The organism is Allobosea sp. TAF32 (assembly GCF_052113585.1).
Taxonomy (GTDB): domain Bacteria; phylum Pseudomonadota; class Alphaproteobacteria; order Rhizobiales; family Beijerinckiaceae; genus Allobosea.
The window spans coordinates 851,983-865,579 of record NZ_JBFRDM010000001.1 but is presented as its reverse complement, the minus strand read 5'-3'; the positions used below and the strand labels follow the sequence as shown (position 1 = coordinate 865,579).

The window sequence follows — 13,597 nt, the reverse complement described above, 5'->3', positions numbered from 1 at the left end:
ACGAAGCATTAAGGTTAACAATCGGCTAAATTGGTGCCGGGGGAGGAAAGCGCGGGAACGATTGCGGCCGAGCGCGGTTCACCGCAAGCTGCGGCGAGGCAGGGCGGAGCGCGAAATCCGAGATGGCATTCCTGAAGCGGATCACCGGTGCGGCCGGCATCGGCGTCGCGCTCGGCTATCTGTCCGGGGTGCTTGCCAATCGCCGCGGCCGGCGCCGGCAAGAGGAGGCTCGCGGACGGCAAGCGCGTACACCGCTGCAGATGACGTGGCTTGGCTGGAAGGACGTGCTGCTGCGCTTCGTCGGCAATGTCGCCGACAACCGGCTGACCTCCCTTGCCGGCGCGGTCGCCTTCTTCACCCTGCTCTCGCTGGTCCCGGCGCTGTCGCTGCTGGTGACGATCTACCGCTATTTCACCGATCCGGCGACCATCGCCGGGCAGCTCGACGCGGTGACGACCATGTTCCCGCAGGCCGCGCGGGAGCTCATCCACGAGCAGGCGATGCGGCTCTCGACCCAGTCGGGAGTCAGCCTGTCCCTGACCTTCTACATCAGCCTCCTCGTCGCGGCCTGGTCCGCCAACGCGGCGGTGAAGGCGATCTTCGACGCGCTCAACATCATCTATCGCGAACAGGAGAAGCGGAGCTTCCTCAAGCTCAACGCGATCTCGCTGTTAACCACGGTGAGCGGCGTCGTGCTGCTGGTCGCGGCGCTGGTCGCGATCGCCAGCTTGCCGGTCGTGACCGCGCTATTTCCCTTCCATTTCGAGCTGGAACGGCTGATCCGGCTGGTGCGCTGGCCCGCCTTCTTCGTCATGGCAACGCTCTCGATAGCGGTTCTCTACTGGATCGGCCCGAGCCGCCAGCGCATGCGCTTCGTCTGGGTCATGCCCGGCGCCATCGCTGTGGCCCTTCTATGGGGCGCGGCCTCCTATGCGTTCTCCTGGTATGTCAGCACGCTCGGCAACTACACCGCCGCTTATGGCTCGCTCGCGACCGTCGTGGTGTTCATGACCTGGCTCTGGCTCTCGGCGACCATCGTGCTCGCGGGGGCCGAGCTGAACGCGGAGCTGGAACACCAGACCGCGCACGACACCACGACGGGCAAACCGAAGCCTCTCGGCCAGCGCGGCGCCACTCTCGCCGACCGGGTCGGCCCGGCGAAGGCGGAGTGATGCTCGATCCCGAAACCACACGCCAGGACGATCTGCGCAGTGGGACCGGTCCCTGGCGCGCCGGCATCGACCGGCCGGCCGGGCAGCCGCTTGAAGCCGATACGCGTTGCGACGTGGCCATCGTGGGCGCGGGTATCACCGGCGCGCTCTTGGCCGAGCATCTGACGGCGATGGGGCTCGACACCGTCTTGATCGATCGCGAGCGCGAAGGGGTCGGCAGCACGGCGGCCTCGACGGCCATGTTGCAATGGGAGATCGATCTGCCGCTGCGCGAACTGGCGGCGCTTTATGGTTTCGACCGGGCGGCCGAGATCTATCGGCTCAGCGCCGGAGCGGTTGCCGGGCTTAGCCGGCTTGTCGGCGAGCTCGAGCTTTCCTGCAGTTTCTCGCCGCGCCACACGATCTATCTGGCCGCCGGGGAGATTGGGCCGCGCGAGTTGCGCGATGAGGCCGAATTGCGCGGCCGGGCGGGATTGCCGGGCGAATTCGTCGAGCACGCGGCCCTGCTCGGCAGCTTCGGCTTCGATCGCAAAGCGGCGATCGTCTCGCCCGGCTCTGCCGAGGCCGATCCCGTGAGTCTCTGTCACGGCCTGATCGCGGTCGCCGCCCGGCGCGGCGCGCGCCTGATTCGCGACGAGGCGATCGGTTTCGACGGAGCCGCCCGTGGCGCGGCCGTCAGCCTGTCCGGGGGCCATGTCGTCGAAGCCGGGCATGTCGTGCTCGCAACCGGCTATGTCATGCCGGAGATCGTGCGCGACGACCTGCACCGCATCGCGTCGAGCTGGGCGATCGCCACTGCCCCGCAGCAGCCTGGGGTTTTTTGGCCGGGTCCGGCTCTCGTCTGGGAAGCTTCCGAGGATTATTGCTACTGCCGGACCACGGCCGGCGGCCGCATCGTCTTCGGCGGCGAGGACGAGGATTTCGCGGACCCGGACCGGCGCGAGGCGCTGGGAATGCTGAAGACGCAAGCCCTGCTGCACCGGCTTCAGGCATTGATCCCCCAGGCGCGCCTCGATGTCGACCATGCGTGGTCCGGTGCCTTCGGCCAGACGGAGGACGGCTTGCCGCTGATCGGGCGCGTGCCGGGTCATCCGCGTCTCCTCGCCGCCTACGGCTATGGCGGCAATGGCATCACCTTCAGTTTCCTCGCGTCCCGCCTGATCGGCTCGCTCGTCCGTGGCCGGGAGGAAGGCTGGTTCGGGCATTTCGCGATCGACCGCTCGCGACCTGGGTGAACGATCGCATTGCAGCGTTGCAATCTCGCCTTTGCCGGCGAAGATGGCGACAAGCGGGGTGGGAAGCGCCATGTTTGATGACGGCGGCCAGTGCGGCTGCCGTGAAAGGATCCCGCCATGTCCGCGACCGCAGAGAAGACCGCGCCTCTCGCCATTCTGGAGGCGCATGACGCTCCCTATCATGTCGGGGCTGTCACCTTGCGCGTGCGCGATCTCCCCAAGCTGGTTGCCTATTATCGCGATGCGATCGGGCTGCGGCTGAGCCGGCAAGACCGTGACAGCGCGGAGCTCGGCATCGGCGGGCAGGTGCTGGTCCGGCTTCAGGCCGGGGCGGCGCAGCCGAGTTCGGCGGCCGGCCTTTTCCATCTCGCCATCCTGCTGCCGTCGCGGCGCGATCTCGCCAACTGGCTGAAGCACGCCGCCGAGACGCGCATCCCGCTCGAAGGCGCCTCCGATCACCTCGTCAGCGAGGCACTCTACCTTTCGGACCCCGAGGGCAACGGCATCGAGATCTACCGCGATCGCAAACGGGCGGAATGGCCGCGCCGTCCCGATGGCGGCATTGCCATGGCGACCGAGCGGCTCGACCTGGACAAGCTGCTCGCCGAGGCCGAGAGCGCCCCCTATGCGGGCATGCCCGAAGGCACCGGCATGGGCCATATTCATCTGCGCGTCGGCGACACGGTGGCGGCCGAGGCCTTCTATCGCGACCTGCTCGGCTTCGATCTGATGGTCCATTATCCCGGCGCGAGCTTCCTCGCCAGCGGCGGTTACCACCACCATATCGCCGGCAATATCTGGGGCAGCCGCGGCGCCGGGCCGCGCCGGCCCGGGGAGGCCGGGCTCGATCGCTTCGAGGTCGTGGCGCGGGGCGAGGTGGATTTCGCGGCGATGCGCGAGCGCATCCTTGCCGGCGGCGGCAGCGAGGCCGAAGGGGCGCCGACGATTGCCGATCCCTGGGGCAACAGGCTGGTCCTGGCCCGCTGAGAAAGCTCAGCGCGTCAGCAGATGGGACCGGCGCCTACCGCCCGCATCCTGCTTGAAACCGTTCGCCTCCCAGAACGCCGCGGCATGGGGATCGCCAGCGCGCAGCGATAAGCGCGGCGCCAGTGCCAGCCCCTGCTGAATGAGCGCCGCGGCGAGCGCGCGGCCGACACCGCTGCCGCGATGGAGCGGCCTGACATAGACATGTCTGACCCGCAGGAGGTCCGGCTCGGGATCGTAGGGATCGGGCGTGAGGGCGCCGATGCCGGCGAGTTCCCCTTGCTGAAAGGCCGCGAAGGCAGCGAAGCGGTCGTCGCTGCCGGCATAATGCCCTGCCAGCCATTCCTCGCGCAGGCCTTCGACGAAACGATAGCTTTCCGCGCTCGCCTCGTGGCGCAAGGCCTCGAAATCGTCCGGCAGGCTTTCGGCCAGCCGGACGATCTGAATGGCTGGCGGGTTCACAGACCCTCGAACAGGGCGCTGGAGATGTAGCGTTCGGCGAAGGAGGGGATGATCACCACGATGGTCTTGCCGGCGTTTTCCGGCCGCGCGCCGACTTCGAGCGCCGCTGCAACGGCCGCTCCCGAGGAGATGCCGGCCGGAATGCCCTCGCTCCTGGCGAGCGCGCGCGCCGTATCGAAAGCGGTCTGATTGCCGACGGTGACGACCTCGTCGATCACGCTGCGATCGAGCACGCCCGGCACGAAGCCGGCGCCGATGCCCTGGATCTTGTGCGGGCCGGGCTGTCCCCCAGAGAGGACCGGCGAATCCTCGGGCTCGACCGCGACCATCTGCACGCTGGGCTTGCGTGCCTTCAGCACCTGGCCGACGCCGGTGATGGTGCCGCCGGTGCCGACGCCGGAGATGATGATGTCGACCTGGCCGCTGGTGTCGTTCCAGATCTCCTCGGCCGTCGTCTGGCGGTGAATCTCCGGATTGTGCGGGTTCTCGAACTGCTGCGGGATGATCGCGCCGGGAATCTCGCTCTTGAGCTCCTCGGCCTTGGCGACGGCGCCGCGCATGCCGCCGGGGCCGGGCGTCAGGACGAGCTCGGCGCCCAGCAAGGCGAGCATCTTGCGCCGTTCCAGAGACATCGTCTCGGGCATGACCAGGATCAGGCGATAGCCGCGTGCCGCCGCCACGAAGGCGAGCGCGATGCCGGTGTTGCCTGAGGTCGGCTCGATCAGCGTGCCGCCCGGCTTCAGCGCGCCGGAGGCTTCCAGCGCATCGATCATGTTGACGCCGATGCGGTCCTTCACGCTGGAGATCGGGTTGAAGAATTCGAGCTTGGCGAGGATCGTCGCCTTGACGCCGCGGTCGGCCGGCAGGCGGTTCAACCTGACGAGAGGGGTGTCGCCGATCGTGTCGGTAATCGAGTTGTAGATGCGCCCGCGTCCGGGGGCCTTTGTCGCTTCAGCCATGGATGAATCCTCCTGGAGGGCCTGCCAGCGGTGAAGCTAGGTCAATTCACAGATTGTGTCGATTAAAGAAGCAAATCACAATCTTAAATAGTGAAATCTGCTCCGGAACTACCTCTGCCGAAGACGGATCTAGCCTGCGCCCGCTGGCAGAGCTCTTCCACGGTCACCTTGTCGAGCATTGCCAGGAAGGCGGCCGACGCGGCCTCAACCTCCGGCCCGACGACCTCGTCGACGAGCCGCGATTGCGGCAGGGGGCCGAGCCCTTCTTCGCCGGATTCCTGCATCGCGGCGCGGGCGATGTCGCCGGCCGTGATCTTGCGCCTTTCGCGGGCGAGTTCATAGCCGCCGCGCGGGCCGCGCACGCCCTTGAGGATGCCGACGCGTACGAGCGTCTGAAGCAGCGTCTCCAGATGGCGCGGCGGCAAGGCATGGCGCGCGGCCAGAAGCTTTGCGGCGACCGGCGAAGGCCGGGCGTGCAGCGCGATGTCGACCACGGCTGCGATGGCAAGCAGGCTGCGGCGCGAGAGCAGCATCATGGCCGCTTCTCTCCGTGTTTGCCCCCGACGCCGGTGGAGCCGAAGCCGCCCGCGCCGCGCGCGGTGGCCTCGAGACTTGCGACCTCCGTCAGCTTGGCATGCGTCACGGGCGCGATCACCAGCTGCGCGATCCGGTCGCCGCGCGCGATGGCGAAGGCCTCCTGCCCGAGATTGATCAGCGGCACCTTGACCTCGCCGCGATAGTCGCTGTCCACGGTTCCCGGCGCGTTCAGCACGGTGACGCCGTGCTTGGCGGCAAGGCCCGAGCGCGGGCGAACCTGCCCCTCGAATCCATCAGGCAGCTGCATCGCGAGCCCTGTCGGGATCAGCGCCCTTTCGCCGGGTGCAAGCACGAGCGGCCCGGCGATGGCGGCGCGCAAATCGAGGCCGGCCGCGCCGGCCGTCTCATAGGCCGGCAAGGGCAGATCGGCGCCATGCGGCAGGCGTTGCAGCGCGACCGTCACCATCGCGATCAGCCCGCCCGGCCGGTCAGGGCAAGGCCCGCGATATGGGCGATCAGCCGGCTCGCAACCTCATCCTTCGGAAGCGTCGGCCAGGTTTCGACACCCGCGGTGGTGACGAGATGGACCGTATTGGCATCGCCGCCCATCACGCCGGTGCCGCCGACGTCGTTGGCGACGATCAGGTCACAGCCCTTCTTCGCGAGCTTGGCCTTGGCGTAGTCGATGACGCTCTGGGTCTCGGCGGCAAAGCCGACGACCAGCGGCGGGCGCCCGCTCTTGCGATGCGCCACGGTGGCCAGAATGTCGGGATTCTCGACCAGCGCGAGCGGCGCGAGCGCCTTGCCGTCCTTCTTCATCTTTTCGGGCGCGGCATCGGCGACGCGCCAGTCGGCGACGGCGGCGGCGAAGATCGCGATATCGGCCGGCAAGGCGGTTTCGACTGCGGCCAGCATCTGGCGGGCGGATTCGACATGGACGGTCTCGACTCCGTCGGGATCGGACAGATTCACCGGGCCGCTGACCAGCGTCACCCGTGCGCCCGCCGCCGCCGCGGCCGCCGCGATGGCGTGGCCCTGCTTCCCGGAAGAGCGGTTGGCGATGTAGCGGACGGGATCGATCGCCTCATGTGTTGGCCCCGATGTGATCAGCACATGCCGGCCGGCAAGGGGCCCCGGCTTGGCGTGGTCGCCGCCGGGCAGCCGGCCGAGGAAGCCGATGGCACGGGTGGCCGCGGGTTTTTCGCCGGCCAGCGCGGCCTCGATCGCGGCCAGCAGCTCGGGCGGCTCCGCCATACGGCCCGGCCCGCTCTCGCCGCGTTCGGCCATCGCCCCGACATTCGGGCCGACGACGAGGACGCCGTCCTTTTCGAGTTGCGCCATGTTCCGGCGCGTCGCCGGATGCTGCCACATCCGCGGATTCATCGCCGGCGCGATCAGGATGCGCTTGTCGGTGGCGAGCAGGGCGGTCGAGGCGAGATCGTCGGCGAGGCCGTGCGCCATCTTGGCGATGAGATCTGCGGTCGCCGGCGCCACGACGATGAGGTCGGTCGAGCGCGACAGCTGGATATGGCCGATATCCGCCTCGTCGGTCAGCGAGAACAGGTCGGTGAAGCAGCGCTCGCCGGCGAGCGAGGAGACGGTGAGCGGCGTGATGAATTGCTCGCCGGCCTTGGTCAGGATGCAGCGCGAGGCGATGCCGCGATCCTTCAGCCGGCGGATGACTTCGAGCACCTTGTAGGCGGCGATGCCGCCGCCGATGATCAGGAGAACGGAGCGGGAAGCGGACAAGGCGGCTCCTCGGGTAAGGCTTGCGGCGAACTGACCGCTTCCTAGCACCCGTGGTGCAGCGCTGTCATGCGCCGCGGCAAGCTGCCGCCTTCGTCAGTCGCGCGGCAGGTCCGGCACCTTGTAGGCCGTCGTCGCCTTGATCCGCTCCATGGCGAAGCGCGAGGTGACGTTCTTGAGCGGGATCGTCTCGATCAGCTTCTTGTAGAAGCCGTCATAGGCTGCCATGTCGGCGACGACGACGCGCAGCATGTAGTCGACATCCCCCGCCATCCGGTAGAACTCCATCACCTCTGGCATCGCCGCGACCATCTGCGCGAATTTCTCCAGCCAGGGGCCGGAATGATCGGCCGTCTCGATCTGGACGAAGACGGTGAGGCCGAGCCCGATCTTCTCCGGCGCGACCAGCGCGACGCGCTTCAGGATCACTCCGGCCTGTTCGAGCTTCTGGATGCGCTTCCAGCATGGCGTCTGCGACAGCCCGACCCGGTCCGCGAGCTCGGCAATGGAAATATTCGCGTCGGCCTGCAGGACAGTGAGAATTTTCCGGTCGATGGCGTCCATTCTCTCAAACTCGCTCTCTGGAGTGCTTTATACTTCAATGCTGCCATCATAGAGATAAAATATCTTTTTGAGGCTAATCTATTGCATTCAGATAGAAAATCCTTTTCTCAATCTGTCAATGGGGTGCCTTTCCGGCACCGTTCTGAAGGGTTTCGACGATGGATCGCCGCCAGTTTCTCATCGCCGGTTCGAGCCTGGCGGCAGCTTCAACTTTCGCCGGCGTTGCTCGTGCGCAGCAGAGCGTCACGGCCCGCGTCGGCTATATCCCGATCGTCGGTACGGCGCCGTTCTTCGTCGCCAATGGCGAGGGCTGGCTGAAGCAGGGCGGCATCGACGTCGCCGTCACCGTCTTCGAATCCGGCCCGAACATGATCCAGGCGCTCGCCTCCGGCACCATCGACGTCTATGTCGCCGGCGTAGCCCCGCTGGCCGTCGCCCGCTCGCGCGGCGTCGATATCCGCGTGGTCGCCTCGACGGCGATCGGCGAGAACGTGGTCGTCAGCGCGCCGTCGCTGACGAAGTTCTTCACGCCGGGTACCGGTGCCGCAGCCGCCTTCAAGGCCTTCCGAGCCGCCAATGGAAAAGCCGCCCGCCTCGCAACCCAGCCGGCTGGCTCGGTGCCGAATACGACGCTGCAATATTGGCTCTGGGAGGTCGCGAAGGTCGACGGGGCGGATGTCGAGATCGTGCCGATGGGCATCGACGCCACCCAGCAGGCGATTCTCGCCGGCGCCGTCGATGGCGGCAGCGTCCGCGAGCCGGCGCTGACGATCATCCAGAGCCGCAACCCGCAGATCAAGCTGATCGCCGGCGGCGAGGAGGTCTTTCCCGGCCAGCCCGGCACGGTCGTCGCCGTCTCCGGCGCCTTCGCCACCAAGAACCCGCAAGCCGTGCAGGCGCTCGTCGACGGCCTCGTCAAGGCCGCCGCGCTGATCAAGGCGAACCCCGCCAAGGCCGCACCGCATGTCGGCGCCGCCCTGGGCAAAGGCATTGTCGACCCCGAGCTGATCCAGAAGGCGCTGGTCTCGCCCGCGAGCCGGTTCGAGATCGATCCGCGCAAGATCATCGAGCCCTCGCGCGCCATGCAGGCCTACCAGGTCAAGCTCGGCTCGCTTGAGAAGGAGCTGCCCTTCGACGGCCTGTTCGAGACGCAGTATTACGAGCGCGCGGTCAAGACGAACGGCTGACACGGTGGCACGGCTTCGGGCTCCGGCCCTCGCCCTAGTGGGCCTCCTCGCCTTCCTGCTGCTGTGGGAGGCGATGCCTTGGTTCGGGTTGGTGAATCCGGCCTTCCTGCCGCCGCCCAGTGCGCTGCCGAAGGCTTTCATGCGTGAGGTCTCGTCCGGCGCCTGGTTGACGGCCATACTGGGCTCCCTCTGGCATTACTTCGTCGGGCTCTTCGTTGGCGCGGGACTCGGCATCGCGGCCGGCGTCCTCGTCGGCATGTCGCGGATCGCCGAGGAGGCGACGGCCTGGGTCGTGCGCGTCCTCCGGCCGATCCCCGGCCTCGCCTGGGTGCCCTTCGCCATCATCTGGTTCGGCGTCACGCCGGGCGCGGCGGTCTTCATCATCGCCATCGGCGTGTTCTGGATCGCCTTCTTTGCAGCGCAGGGGGCGATCCGCGGCGTCGATCGCGATCTCGTCGAGGTCGCCGACGCCTTCGGCTTCCGCTCGCCCTGGCAGCGCCTCTTCAAGATCCTCCTGCCGGCGGCGATGCCGGGGATCCTCGTCGGCTTCCGCACGGCGCTGGGCCAGGCCTGGATGGCGGTGGTGGCGGCCGAGATCTTCGGCGTCGCTGGTGTCGGCCAACGCATGATGCAGGCCTCGAGCCTGCTCGCGACCGACATCGTCGTCGTTTACATGCTGACCATGGCGGCGCTCTACGGCCTGCTCGACACCGGCTTCGTCGCCTTCCAGAAATGGGTGCTGCGTTGGAAAGCGTGATCGAGATCAAGGGCCTGTCGCTGACCTTCACACGCGACGGCGAGCAGACCGAGGTGCTGCACAAGCTCGACCTCAGCGTCGGGCGCGGCGAGTTCCTCGCCATCGTCGGGCCATCGGGAGTCGGCAAGTCGACGCTGCTGCGCGTCATCGCCGGTCTTGCACAGCCGAGCGGCGGCGAGGTGGTCATCCACGCGAAAGATACGACGCGCCGGCCGGTTGCCCTCGTCTTCCAGGATTCGCGCCTGCTGCCCTGGCGCAAGGTGGTGTCGAATGTCGGCTTCGGCCTGGAAGGCCGGGTCTCACGGGCCGAGCGTCTCGCAAAGGCCGGCGAGATGCTCGATCTGGTCGGGTTGCGCCCGCTGGCGCAGCGCTGGCCGCACCAGCTCTCGGGCGGGCAGCGCCAGCGCGTCTCGCTGGCGCGTGCGCTCGCGGTCGAGCCCGAGATCCTGCTGATGGACGAGCCCTTCTCGGCGCTGGACGCCCTCACCCGCGAAACCCTGCAGGACGAGTTGATCCGTGTCTGGCAGCGCACCGGCAAGACCGTGCTCTTCGTCACCCACGACATCGACGAAGCCGCCTATCTCGCCGACCGGGTGGTGATCCTCTCCGGCGCGCCCGGCCAGATCATCGCCGAGCACCGCGTCGACGCGGCCCGCCCCCGCCGGCGCGGTGCCGCGGCCGAGGCCGAGATCGTGCGGGCCGTCCGCCACGGGCTCGGCGCCGACATCGTCATGGACGGAGCGGCGATCTAAACAAGCGCGAAGCTCAGTCCTTGCCGAGAAAAACCTTGAACGCCTCGCTGTAGTCCTTGTGCCAGCGCGAGAGCGGCGGGCGGTTCTCGATGATGTCGCCCATTGCCCAGGCCATCCGCTTTTCGTCGAGGGCGCGGGTCGTCTCGCCATCGGGGCACAGGATGTAGAAGTCCCCGGCACCGAGACGCTCCAGCATGAAGTCTACAGTCTGCTCCGGCGTCCAGGCACCGTCCGGCTTCTCGACGCGTCCGCGCGCCGTCAGCGGCGTGAAGACGAAGCCGGGGATCAGCAGATGGGCGGTGACCTTGCAGCCTTTGGTGCTGCGCAGTTCGTGCTGCAGCGCCTCGGTGAAGGCCTTCACCCCGGCCTTTGAGACATTGTAGGCCGGGTCGCCCGGCGGGGTGGTGATGCCCTGTTTCGAGCCGGTGTTGATGATCAGCGCCGGCTCGCCATGGGCGATCATCTCCGGCCCGAAGAGCTGCGTGCCGGCGATGATGCCGCCGAGATTGACGGCGAGCGTGCGTTCCCAATTGTCCTGCGGCCAGAAGATCGCGCTGCCCGGCTGGGTACCGGCATTGTTCATCAGCACATGGACCTTGCCGAAGCGGGCGATGACCGCCTCGTGCAGATGGGCGATCTCGTCACGGCGCGAGACATCGGTCTGCACCGCAAGCACATTGGCGTCGCCGATCAGAGCCGCCAGAACCTGACCGGCTGCCTTGAGCGCCTCGGCGTCACTGTCTGCGATCGCGATCCTCATGCCGCGCTCGGCGAAGGCGCGGGCAGCGGCGAAGCCGATCCCTGACGCGCCGCCGGTGATGACCGCGACATGCGAGGGAGCGAGAGCGGGGTGGCTTGTCATGATCTTCTCGGTCCAGGATTGGGGCGGTGGAGCTAAGGCGCGAGCCGCGGCGACATCATGGCACGCTGCCCGCCGCAAGCGCATGACGGAGAATGCGGCGAGACCCGCCTCACCGCCTTGTCATTGGTATGCGAGACTGGATTGAGGCATGGGTCGGGATATTCGAGGACAGTGACGAGATCATGCAGCGCATTTTCGATGGGCGTTTCCTGGGCAAGGCCATGTTGGCGCTGGGGCTGTTGGCGCCCCGGCTGACGCTGGCGGGCGAGTCCGCCCCGGTGACCTCGCCGCGCGTTACCGCCACGCTGCTGTCTGGTCGCGATGCGGTGACGCCCGGCGAGCGCTTCAAGGTCGCGCTGGTCCAGAAGCTCGCGCCGCACTGGCATACCTATTGGCTGAACCCCGGCGATTCCGGCGAACCGACGGCGATTCAGTGGACGCTGCCCGCCGGTGCCACGGCCGGCGAGATCCAGTGGCCGGCGCCGAAGGCGATCCGGGTCGAGCCGCTCGTCAATTTCGGCTTCGAGGGTACGGTGCTGCTGCCGGTCGAGATCACGGTGCCCGCTGATGCCAGAGCCGGAGACAATTTCACGCTCAAAGCGGATGCGACCTGGCTGGTCTGCGAGAAGATCTGCATTCCCGAGGAGGGTTCGTTGACCCTCGATCTGCCGATTGCGGCTGCCGGCATCACCGACGAGGCGGCGCAGGCGCGCATCGATGCGGCCTTGGCAGCTCTGCCGAAACCGGCATCGTTCCGCGGCAAGCTCCGCGGCGAAGGCGACAAGCTCGTGCTGGATCTGCCGGGGCTTCCGTCCGGCGCGAGTGATGTGCGCTTTTTTCCGGTTCTCGATACGCTGATCGAGCATGCGGCCGACCAGCCGCTCACCGCCGGCGCGAAGCCGATGTTGACGCTGGTGCGCTCGGGCGCCTTCAAGCTGCTGGAGCCGGAGGTTTCCGGTGTCCTGACCTTCAGCGAGAATGGCGAGGCCAAGGCGGTGACGCTCGCCGCCGATGCCGACCCCGCGCTGCTGACCGCGGCCGAAACAGCTACGCCGGAGGCTCGGCCCGCCGTGGTGCGGATTCCGGTCCCGGTCGAAGGCGCCGATCTGACGATCTGGGCGGCGTTGGCACTGGCCTTCGTCGGCGGGTTGATCCTCAACCTGATGCCCTGCGTACTGCCGGTGCTTTTCATCAAGGCGCTCGGCTTTGCGCAGCTCGCTCACGCCCATCGCAACGCGGTGCGTGAGCAAGGTTTGCTCTTCCTCTGCGGTGTGCTCATCGCCTTCACGGTGCTGGCCGGTGCGGTGATTGCGCTGGGAGCGCTCGGCAACAGCGTCGGCTGGGGCTTCCAGCTCCAGTCCCCGCCGCTCGTCATTGCACTGGCGGTGGTGATGGTGCTGATCGGCCTGAATCTGCTCGGCGCCTTCGAGATCGGAGCCTCGGTCACCGGGGTCGGCGACGGCCTCGCCAGCCGGGGCGGTCGCTTCGGCGCCTTCATGACCGGCGTGCTCGCCGTGGTCGTGGCGACGCCCTGCACGGCGCCCTTCATGGGGGCGGCGATGGGTTATGCGGTGGCGCAGCCGCCGGCGGTCGCTTTCTCCGTCTTCGTGGCGTTGGCGCTCGGCTTTGCGCTGCCGGTGGTGGCACTCTCCTTCGCGCCCGGCCTGCTGCGCCTGCTGCCGAAGCCCGGCCGCTGGATGCTGGTGCTGAAGCAGGCCTTCGCCTTCCCGATGTTTGCGACCGCGATCTGGCTGATCTGGGTCGCCTCGGTGCAGAGCGGTCCGCAGGGCGTTCTGGCGGCGCTCGTCGCCGTTCTGGCCGCGGGCTTCGTCGTCTGGCTTGTCGGCGTCACGCGCGGCTCTCTGCCGCGTCGCGTCTTCGGCTCGGTGCTGGCGGCGCTGGTTGTGCTCGGCGCCGGCTGGTTCACGGTCCAGAACGCCGTTCCCGGCGCGACGACCGAAGCGCATGCGGGCGATATCCAGGCCTGGTCGCCTGAGCGCGTCGCGGCACTGCAGGCGCAGGGAAAGCCGGTCTTCGTCAACTTCACCGCTGCGTGGTGCATCACCTGCATCGCCAACGAGCGGGTCGCGCTCTCCCGCCAGGAGGTGAAGGATGCTTTCGCCAAGCTCGGCGTGGCCTATCTCAAGGCCGACTGGACCAACCGCGATGCGCGCATCGCCAAGGCGCTGGCCGAGCAGGGCCGTGCCGGTGTGCCGCTCTATCTGTTTTATCCGGGTCGCAAGGACGGGCAGGCCGAGATCCTGCCGCAGCTCCTGACGCCCGATGCTGTGATCGCGGCCGCCCAGCGCGCGGCGGGCCGGGAGGCGAAGACCGCGGCGGCAACGCCTTAATCTTCCCGTGAACAGAGAGGGAGACAGAC

General features: G+C 67.9%; 14 protein-coding genes. 7 read left to right on the top strand and 7 right to left on the bottom strand.

The genetic code is table 11. The features are described from left to right. Positions 1-122: 122 nt before the first annotated feature. From AB4Z16_RS03990 to AB4Z16_RS03980, 3 genes are all read left to right on the top strand, one after another. Positions 123-1,172 (top strand): YihY/virulence factor BrkB family protein, encoded by a 1,050-nt coding sequence (locus AB4Z16_RS03990; protein ID WP_441510014.1) that lies wholly within the window; start codon positions 123-125, stop codon positions 1,170-1,172. Further along, positions 1,172-2,407 (top strand): NAD(P)/FAD-dependent oxidoreductase, encoded by a 1,236-nt coding sequence (locus AB4Z16_RS03985; protein ID WP_441510013.1) that lies wholly within the window; start codon positions 1,172-1,174, stop codon positions 2,405-2,407. Before AB4Z16_RS03990 ends, AB4Z16_RS03985 begins: the two co-directional genes overlap by 1 nt. Positions 2,408-2,524: 117 nt before the next feature. Then, a complete protein-coding gene (locus AB4Z16_RS03980; protein ID WP_441510012.1) occupies positions 2,525-3,394 on the top strand; it encodes a VOC family protein in 870 nt (289 codons plus the stop codon). A gap of 6 nt (positions 3,395-3,400) precedes the next feature. Here the strand turns inward: AB4Z16_RS03980 and AB4Z16_RS03975 are convergent, their stop codons facing one another. The 6 genes from AB4Z16_RS03975 to AB4Z16_RS03950 form a co-directional block, all read right to left on the bottom strand. Continuing rightward, positions 3,401-3,853, bottom strand: coding sequence for a GNAT family N-acetyltransferase (locus AB4Z16_RS03975; RefSeq protein ID WP_441510011.1), 453 nt, complete (start codon positions 3,851-3,853; stop codon positions 3,401-3,403). After that, positions 3,850-4,812: a cysteine synthase A gene (cysK, locus tag AB4Z16_RS03970; protein WP_441510010.1), complete on the bottom strand. Its 963-nt coding sequence runs from the start codon at positions 4,810-4,812 to the stop codon at positions 3,850-3,852. The genes AB4Z16_RS03975 and cysK overlap by 4 nt, the downstream gene beginning before the upstream one ends. Positions 4,813-4,895: 83 nt before the next feature. Then, on the bottom strand, positions 4,896-5,348 hold the full coding sequence (locus tag AB4Z16_RS03965; RefSeq protein ID WP_441510009.1) for an RrF2 family transcriptional regulator: 453 nt from the start codon (positions 5,346-5,348) through the stop codon (positions 4,896-4,898). Further along, positions 5,345-5,815 carry a dUTP diphosphatase gene (gene dut, locus AB4Z16_RS03960; RefSeq protein ID WP_441510008.1) on the bottom strand — a complete coding sequence of 157 codons (471 nt, stop codon included), beginning with the start codon at positions 5,813-5,815 and terminating at the stop codon, positions 5,345-5,347. Before dut ends, AB4Z16_RS03965 begins: the two co-directional genes overlap by 4 nt. Positions 5,816-5,820: 5 nt before the next feature. Then, entirely contained in the window at positions 5,821-7,098 is a 1,278-nt protein-coding gene (locus tag AB4Z16_RS03955; protein WP_441510007.1) for a phosphopantothenoylcysteine decarboxylase domain-containing protein, read from the bottom strand. Positions 7,099-7,191: 93 nt separating this feature from the next. After that, entirely contained in the window at positions 7,192-7,659 is a 468-nt protein-coding gene (locus tag AB4Z16_RS03950; protein WP_149131741.1) for an Lrp/AsnC family transcriptional regulator, read from the bottom strand. A gap of 158 nt (positions 7,660-7,817) precedes the next feature. Here AB4Z16_RS03950 and AB4Z16_RS03945 point away from each other — a divergent pair, with 158 nt between their 5' ends. The 3 genes from AB4Z16_RS03945 (at position 7,818) to AB4Z16_RS03935 (ending at position 10,355) form a co-directional block, all read left to right on the top strand. Beyond that, positions 7,818-8,846: an ABC transporter substrate-binding protein gene (locus AB4Z16_RS03945; protein WP_441510006.1), complete on the top strand. Its 1,029-nt coding sequence runs from the start codon at positions 7,818-7,820 to the stop codon at positions 8,844-8,846. Between the two features lie 73 nt (positions 8,847-8,919). Beyond that, positions 8,920-9,603, top strand: a complete 684-nt coding sequence (locus AB4Z16_RS03940; RefSeq protein ID WP_441510120.1) for an ABC transporter permease — start codon at positions 8,920-8,922, stop codon at positions 9,601-9,603. Continuing rightward, positions 9,579-10,355, top strand: a complete 777-nt coding sequence (locus AB4Z16_RS03935) for an ABC transporter ATP-binding protein (protein ID WP_441510005.1) — start codon at positions 9,579-9,581, stop codon at positions 10,353-10,355. The genes AB4Z16_RS03940 and AB4Z16_RS03935 overlap by 25 nt, the downstream gene beginning before the upstream one ends. 13 nt (positions 10,356-10,368) lie before the next feature. Here the strand turns inward: AB4Z16_RS03935 and AB4Z16_RS03930 are convergent, their stop codons facing one another. Then, positions 10,369-11,217: an SDR family NAD(P)-dependent oxidoreductase gene (locus AB4Z16_RS03930; protein WP_441510004.1), complete on the bottom strand. Its 849-nt coding sequence runs from the start codon at positions 11,215-11,217 to the stop codon at positions 10,369-10,371. 182 nt (positions 11,218-11,399) lie between these two features. Between AB4Z16_RS03930 and AB4Z16_RS03925 the strand changes: the two genes are divergently transcribed. Continuing rightward, on the top strand, positions 11,400-13,568 hold the full coding sequence (locus AB4Z16_RS03925; RefSeq protein ID WP_441510003.1) for a protein-disulfide reductase DsbD family protein: 2,169 nt from the start codon (positions 11,400-11,402) through the stop codon (positions 13,566-13,568). Positions 13,569-13,597 lie beyond the last annotated feature (29 nt).

Coding starts and splice junctions, on each gene's coding strand:
- AB4Z16_RS03990 (WP_441510014.1), top strand. CDS start 123: ATGGCATTCCTGAAGCGGATCACCGGTGCGGCCGGCATCGGCGTCGCG.
- AB4Z16_RS03980 (WP_441510012.1), top strand. CDS start 2,525: ATGTCCGCGACCGCAGAGAAGACCGCGCCTCTCGCCATTCTGGAGGCG.
- AB4Z16_RS03930 (WP_441510004.1), bottom strand. CDS start 11,217: ATGACAAGCCACCCCGCTCTCGCTCCCTCGCATGTCGCGGTCATCACC.
- AB4Z16_RS03965 (WP_441510009.1), bottom strand. CDS start 5,348: ATGATGCTGCTCTCGCGCCGCAGCCTGCTTGCCATCGCAGCCGTGGTC.
- cysK (WP_441510010.1), bottom strand. CDS start 4,812: ATGGCTGAAGCGACAAAGGCCCCCGGACGCGGGCGCATCTACAACTCG.
- AB4Z16_RS03945 (WP_441510006.1), top strand. CDS start 7,818: ATGGATCGCCGCCAGTTTCTCATCGCCGGTTCGAGCCTGGCGGCAGCT.
- dut (WP_441510008.1), bottom strand. CDS start 5,815: ATGGTGACGGTCGCGCTGCAACGCCTGCCGCATGGCGCCGATCTGCCC.
- AB4Z16_RS03940 (WP_441510120.1), top strand. CDS start 8,920: ATGCCTTGGTTCGGGTTGGTGAATCCGGCCTTCCTGCCGCCGCCCAGT.
- AB4Z16_RS03985 (WP_441510013.1), top strand. CDS start 1,172: ATGCTCGATCCCGAAACCACACGCCAGGACGATCTGCGCAGTGGGACC.
- AB4Z16_RS03950 (WP_149131741.1), bottom strand. CDS start 7,659: ATGGACGCCATCGACCGGAAAATTCTCACTGTCCTGCAGGCCGACGCG.
- AB4Z16_RS03925 (WP_441510003.1), top strand. CDS start 11,400: ATGCAGCGCATTTTCGATGGGCGTTTCCTGGGCAAGGCCATGTTGGCG.
- AB4Z16_RS03935 (WP_441510005.1), top strand. CDS start 9,579: ATGGGTGCTGCGTTGGAAAGCGTGATCGAGATCAAGGGCCTGTCGCTG.